This window comes from uncultured Campylobacter sp. (genome assembly GCF_938030685.1).
GTDB lineage: Bacteria > Campylobacterota > Campylobacteria > Campylobacterales > Campylobacteraceae > Campylobacter_B.
In genome coordinates this window covers 1-6,467 of sequence record NZ_CALHHX010000220.1, presented here as the reverse complement: position 1 = coordinate 6,467, position 6,467 = coordinate 1, and the positions used below count along the sequence as shown (strand labels likewise).

General features: G+C 42.6%; 8 protein-coding genes. 7 read left to right on the top strand and 1 reads right to left on the bottom strand.

Annotation, left to right across the window (positions count from 1 at the left end; translation table 11 throughout):
* On the top strand, positions 1–330 hold a 330-nt coding region (locus tag Q0369_RS10690; protein ID WP_298099735.1), incomplete at its 5' end, for a laccase domain-containing protein.
* A gap of 5 nt (positions 331–335) precedes the next feature.
* On the opposite strand, the gene Q0369_RS10685 is transcribed toward Q0369_RS10690, so the two are convergent.
* On the bottom strand, positions 336–566 hold the full coding sequence (locus tag Q0369_RS10685; RefSeq protein ID WP_298099732.1) for a helix-turn-helix transcriptional regulator: 231 nt from the start codon (positions 564–566) through the stop codon (positions 336–338).
* A 117-nt stretch (positions 567–683) separates the two neighbouring features.
* Between Q0369_RS10685 and Q0369_RS10680 the strand changes: the two genes are divergently transcribed.
* From Q0369_RS10680 to Q0369_RS10655, 6 genes are all read left to right on the top strand, one after another.
* Positions 684–1,439 carry a hypothetical protein gene (locus tag Q0369_RS10680; protein ID WP_298099729.1) on the top strand — a complete coding sequence of 252 codons (756 nt, stop codon included), beginning with the start codon at positions 684–686 and terminating at the stop codon, positions 1,437–1,439.
* A complete protein-coding gene (locus tag Q0369_RS10675) occupies positions 1,436–1,912 on the top strand; it encodes a hypothetical protein (protein ID WP_298099726.1) in 477 nt (158 codons plus the stop codon). The genes Q0369_RS10680 and Q0369_RS10675 overlap by 4 nt, the downstream gene beginning before the upstream one ends.
* 170 nt (positions 1,913–2,082) lie before the next feature.
* The gene (gene rpsB, locus Q0369_RS10670) at positions 2,083–2,880 is read left to right on the top strand and encodes a 30S ribosomal protein S2 (RefSeq protein WP_297896475.1); all 798 of its coding nucleotides are present in this window, start codon (positions 2,083–2,085) and stop codon (positions 2,878–2,880) included.
* Positions 2,880–3,944, top strand: a complete 1,065-nt coding sequence (gene tsf, locus Q0369_RS10665; RefSeq protein ID WP_298099723.1) for a translation elongation factor Ts — start codon at positions 2,880–2,882, stop codon at positions 3,942–3,944. The genes rpsB and tsf overlap by 1 nt, the downstream gene beginning before the upstream one ends.
* A gap of 2 nt (positions 3,945–3,946) precedes the next feature.
* The gene (locus tag Q0369_RS10660) at positions 3,947–4,588 is read left to right on the top strand and encodes an ABC transporter ATP-binding protein (protein WP_298099719.1); all 642 of its coding nucleotides are present in this window, start codon (positions 3,947–3,949) and stop codon (positions 4,586–4,588) included.
* A 57-nt stretch (positions 4,589–4,645) separates the two neighbouring features.
* The coding region (locus Q0369_RS10655) for a hypothetical protein (protein ID WP_298099716.1) at positions 4,646–6,467 on the top strand (1,822 nt) is incomplete at its 3' end.

The window sequence follows — 6,467 nt, the reverse complement described above, 5'->3', positions numbered from 1 at the left end:
GCGGGCGTGATAGGGCGGATCTGCACCAATGCGATAAATTTGATGAGCGAGCGCTTCGGTTGCGTCGCTGCGGAGCTGAAGGTATTCGTGGGCGCGAATATCAAGGCGCGAAACTACGAGCTAGGCGAGCTTGATCTGGGCGAGTTTGAGCGTTACAAAACGCAGGGGTGCTTCGATATGAACGCCGCACTTCGCGATGAGCTCGCAGCTGCAGGGGTGCGAAACGTTAAATTTGATCCGCGCTGCACTTTTGAGAGCGAGCGACATTTTTCCTACCGCAGAGATGGCGTCACGGGGCGCTTCTGCGGCTTTGTGATGAATAAAATTTAATCAATTTAGAGTTGTGGATCAAAAACAAAAAATTCCGAAATATCTACCTCCAAAACATCTGCTATTTTTATCAAATGCTCAATATTGAAATGTTTTTTATTGATATGAAGTTCAGCCATTGAGATCGTTCCTACGGCTTTGTGTCCGATGGCAAGGGCGAGCGAAAGCTGTGAAATGCCTTTTGCCGTTCTGATGTGCTTGACATTATCGCCGATAGCCTTGTAAATAGCGTCCATCTTCTCATCGGTTATTGCGCAATTCTTATTATTAAACCAACCATAAGAATATTTGGATTATAATCCGCCATCAACTAACTATAGTTATGGATAAAAATTCCGTATAGAGGTAAATTTGTGGCAATTATTGATTATGAAAGAATTTTAAATGATTTTAGAGATGAGGTAAAAGATGAAATTATAGCAAATATAGTTGATATTGATTGCGCTAAAAAGTTTATAAGTTATAACATTAAGGCTATCAAAAGGAGGGTATCAAGCGAGGAAGTGGAGTGCGTCGAGCGCTATCTTGCTTATAAGCCTGACTATATTGAGCTTGATGGATATAACAATGATATCTTGCAAAGAAAAAGTTATTTTTTAAAAGCAAAAGATGGTTCATATAGTAATTTGGCATTATATTTTAAGATATATATTATTTTAAAGGTAGCCGAGAAATTCGGTCTACTGAAAGATATTCAAGATTTAAGTATAAAATTTGATGGCTTATGGAATAATACCCTTCGCAAATACGCTTCAATTAATGATTCTATAGAAAACAAGACTTGCTTGTTTGTGAGAGAGAATAAAAGTATAAAAAATATATCAATTAGAATTCTTCTGTATTTAAAAAGATATGTAAAAGGTAAGAAAATAATAAAAATTTTTAGAGAATTAGAAAATATGCCAAGTTATCAAATAATTAACGATGATATTACGAATTTGGATTACACTAGGCCGAATTTTTTAGATAAATATAAGATTCCGTTATATTTACTACCTTATTATATAATTTACGCAGTTATTAAAATTTCAGCTAATTCTTCTGATGATATTTTTTGTGAATTGAGATCGATAGCTATTGATTACATAAGATTTGGAGAAGTAAGATGAGTGATTGGATTGAAATATTACTTGGTTGTATCGGTCTTATTTGGCTATGTGTATGGGCCAATAAACCTTATAAAATGTCTGATAGCGAGATAGAAGAGTGGAATCGTAATGCAGCAATAGAAGGCAGTCCTCTTAGAATAGAAACTAAAAGAGAGGAGCAAGAGAGACTAAGACGACAAAAAGAGGAAGAAGAGGAAAAGCGAAGAAAAGAGCTGAGAAATCAGGAAGAATTAAGAGTAAAAGAGCTTAACGAGAGAATTGATAAGATAAAAAATTCTAGAGAATATATAGATCAAACTCTTAGAGAAAAAAGAATAAACGAGATGAGGGCCAGAGTTCAGGAACTATCAAATCAACTGATTTATAGTAGAAGTGAATATCTCGAAGAAGAGCTTAAAAAAGCAGTTGAAAAGTTAGAAACTCTAGAAAAAGCTGAAAAAACTTTTACGAAAATAATTTTACCCACTTACTAAAATTTGTAAAATATACTTATGTAAAAAGCTTCTTTTTATCTTTAGATGATATAATCTTATTTTCATTTCACACGCATCAATCCTTGATTTAGTTGTAAATTTAGAGCAAATTTACGGGCGGATGCGGAGGAAGAAACTAAATTTCGGGGCAACCCACAAGGAGAAAACTCATGGTAACAATGAGAGATTTGCTAGAGTGCGGCGTTCATTTCGGACACCAAACACGCAGATGGAATCCGAAGATGAAAAAATTCATTTTCGGCGAGAGAAAAGGTATCTATATCATAGATCTACAAAAAACTATCCGCTACTTCCGCTACACTTATAATATCGTACGCGACGCGGCTGCCGAGGGCAAGACGATACTTTTCGTAGGCACCAAAAAACAAGCCGGCGCGACGCTAAAAGAGTACGCCGAAAAATGCGGCATGCCTTATGTAAGCCACAGATGGCTAGGCGGCATGCTGACGAATTTTTCCACTATCAAGCAATCTATCCGCAAGCTCGAAGTAATCGAGACTATGGAAGAGGACGGCTCTATAAATTTACTAACCAAAAAAGAGGCGCTAATGCTTCGCCGCAAAAAAGAGAAGCTTGAGCTTTATCTAGGCGGCATCCGCAATATGAAGGGCTTACCTGATATGATCTTCGTCATCGACGTAGTTAAAGAAAAGATCGCCGTAGCGGAAGCTAATCGCCTAAAAATGCCGGTTATCGCGCCCTTGGATACGAACTGCGATCCGGACGTAGTCGATTTCCCAATACCCGGCAACGACGATGCGATCCGCTCAGTTCAGCTTTTCTGCCAAGAGATGGCTGAGGCGATCAACGAGGGCAAGGCGCTTCGCGATCAAGATGCGAGCGAGGACGGCGAGCAGAGCGAGGCCGTCAGCGACGAAGAGAAAGAGGAAGTCGTAGCCGAGGCGATGAGCGAAGAGGATTTTGACGTAAGCGAGGACGAAGAGTAATGGAAATCAGCGCGCAAATGGTAAAAGAGCTCCGCGAAAGCACCGGAGCGGGGATGATGGACTGCAAAAAGGCTTTGGTTGAAACAGACGGCGATATGGATAAAGCCGTCGATCTGCTTCGCGAAAAGGGCTTAGGAAAGGCTGCTAAAAAAGCCGATCGCCTAGCTAGCGAGGGCTTAGTAAGCGTCGAAGTGGGCACGGATCACAAGATCGCCACCATAAGCGAGATAAATTCCGAAACCGACTTCGTAGCTAAAAATCAAAATTTTATAAATTTAGTTAAAAATACTACTCTACATATCCAAAGTAAAGGCATTAGCAGCATTGACGAGCTAAATTCCAGCATCATCGACGGCGTTAAATTCGATGAGCATCTAAAAAGCCAGATCGCTACGATCGGCGAAAATTTAGTCGTTAGAAGATTTGAGACGATTAAGGCGGGCGCAAACGGCGTGGTAAACGGCTACCTACACTCAAACGGTCGCGTAGGGGTCATTATCGCAGCAGCTTGCGACAGCGAACGGACTGCGGAGGGTGCGAAGGAGCTTATAAAAAATCTCTGCATGCACGCAGCCGCGATGAAACCTCAGGTCATCAGCTATAAAGAGCTTGATCCCGATTTTATCGAAAAAGAATTCTTAGCTCTTAAAGGCGAATTTGAGAAGGAGAATGAGGAGTTTGTGCGCTTAGGTAAGCCCCTTCATAAGATCCCGCAGTTCGGCTCGCGCGCGCATCTAACGGACGAAATTTTAGCCAAAGAGATAGAAGTTTTAAAAGATGAGCTTCGCAAGCAAAATAAACCTGAAAAAATTTGGGATAAAATTTTGCCGGGTCAGATCGATCGCTTCATCGCCGATAATACTCAAATCGATCAGCGCCTCACGCTGCTAGGGCAATTTTACGTAATGGACGATAAGAAAACCGTCGAGCAGGTGATTGACGAAGAAGCTAAAAAACTAGGCGGCAAGATCGAGATCGTAAAATACATCCGCTTCGAAGTGGGCGAGGGTCTAGAGAAAAAGAGCGAAGACTTCGCAGCCGAAGTAGCGGCTCAAATCGGCTAAATATGGAACTTCTAAAGGGCGTAAATCTTACTCACGCGTATGATTATACGCTCTTTGAAAATGTAAACTTAAGCGTCAAAGAGAGCGAGAGCATCGCTATTTTGGGCGTTAGTGGCTGCGGCAAATCGACCCTGCTTCATATTTTATGCACGCTTTTAAAACCAAACTCGGGCGAAGTGATCTACGGCGGGCGCAGTATTTACGAGCTAAGCTCCGATGAGAGGCTTAAAATACGCCGCAACGACTTCGGTATAATATTTCAGTCCCACTACCTTTTTAAGGGCTTTTCCTCTGGCGAAAATATCGAACTCGCCGCCAAACTTACGAATAATGCGATAGATCAGAAAATTTTAAAAAAGCTTAAGATAGAAAACACGCTTGCTCAAGGCGTAGGCGAGCTTAGCGGCGGACAGCAGCAGCGCGTGAGTATCGCCCGTATACTTTGCAAAAAGCCGCGCATAATCTTCGCCGACGAGCCTACGGGAAATTTAGACAAAGATACCGCAAACGAGGTCATGGACGTGATCTTTGATTACGTAAAATCCAGCCGTGGCGCACTCGTGCTCGTGACTCACGATGAGAATTTAGCGCAAAAATGCTGCAAAGTTTATCGCCTAAATAACCGAAATTTAGCGCAAATATAAGCAATTAATAACCAAAAATATCTTACAATAGCCCAAATTCTTTCTAAAAGGTCATAAATGAAAATTCTACTTGACAATCACAATGAGCAGGTTGCAAGTGTCGTAAATATTTGCTGCGAGCGCATCGGTGCGGATCTGGTAGCATATAGTGCGGACGAGAGTGAATATGATTTGACGATAAAAAATTATGAAGATGGCGATGATATTTCAAAATTTGATCTTAATAAGACGCTATTTCTGACGCCTAAAAATGTCTCAGTACCAGGAGCGCGATATACCCTTACTAAGCCTTTTTCGCCGCTTGAGCTCATCACGTTTATCAGCGAGTTTTCGGTTCAAAATATGAGTGTGCAGGCGAAAGAAAAAATGGCGAAAGAATTTGCCGACGCAAGCTCTGTGATGAAAGAGATCGATGCGATTGACCAGGTAAATTCCACTTCGGGCAGTAATTTTGAAGAGCTTGTGGATAGCTTTTATGACTCCGGCAAGGATATACCGCTTTCGCAGCTGGCAAACGATATAGCGCCCGAGATTGCAGATGATGTGCCGCTTTCGCAGTTGGTAGGCGATATGCCGCGCACGGACGAGATCGCAGATGATATTCCGCTCTCGCAGCTTGCAGATGAAGCAGCTCTTGCGGACACCATCGCCGATGATACGCCGCTTAACGCCGTTGCAGAAAAGATTGCGGATAATATCGCAGACGATATGCCTCTAAACTTAGCTGCTAGCGATATCCCTGAAGATGTGCCGCTAAATAGTATCAGCACAAGCGAGCCTGCTGAAAATAATCACACATTCCAGGGCGAGATTCCACTCGCAAAGGATGACACTTCGATAGCTCTAGCGGCGCTAGACGATGAAAATCCTAAGAATTTCAAAACAGATAAATCGCAGACAGAAGATGAAAATACCGCTACACGGGCAAGCGAAACTTTACCGCTTGCACAGCAAGAAGAGCCGCAAAGAGCTGGCAGCTCTAATGAAACTGCTGTTGAAAAAAAGGCAGACGCTGCGCCTAATCTAGAGGAAGCGAAAGGCTCTGCGGATGTTACTATTAAACAGCATGAGTCAGACGGCTCATTTGCCTATAAAACAGATGAAAAAAATTCTGCCTCGCAAGTAGTGCAAGATGTAGCTGGCGCGCCTGTTAATAGCGGATTTGATATGGATTTTTCCAGGCTTTTCGATAGTGCCGGTATGCCCGTGGAGGAGTTTGGCGGATATGATAATTTCGCCGCGGCTGCGTTTGCTTCCGATGAAAAAGAGGATAAAAAATCTGCGCATGATAAAAATACAGCGGCTACGGATTTTCAAAAAACGCAAATTTCGTCTCAATACGAGGTTGCTTCAGATACGCCGATTGCGTTAGCGGGTGCGGGCGATATACCTCGTGAAAATCTCTATAACGCCGTTCCGTTTCAAAGCATGGAATTTACTGACGGACTTGCACAGAATGCGTCTATATCTACTCATAATGAAGCATGGAATTCAATTGGCGCAAATTTCGTAGCTTCTGCAAATTCTAGCAATACCGGGACTACAAATTCCACTCCTGCGCCAAATTTTTCGGAGCTAAACTTGCCGCACATATTAGATGCCTCAGATTTATCGAAGCAAAGCGAGCAAGCCAATAGCGTTGCTGGCGGGTTCGCGGACGGATTTTTGCGCGCTATGGAGGGCGATTTTGCAAACTCGTTTGCCGCAAACTCTGCGGATAGCGAGCAATTTAAATCCGGTAAGCCTACAAAGAGCGCCGCGCAGCAGATAAAATTTAATGCTTCAAAGGCTTCGGAGCGCACAGAATTTAAAGCGCATAAATTCGGCGCGTCCGAGCAGGTAAATGAGATGAAATTTGGCGCACAAGCTATGCCGAATG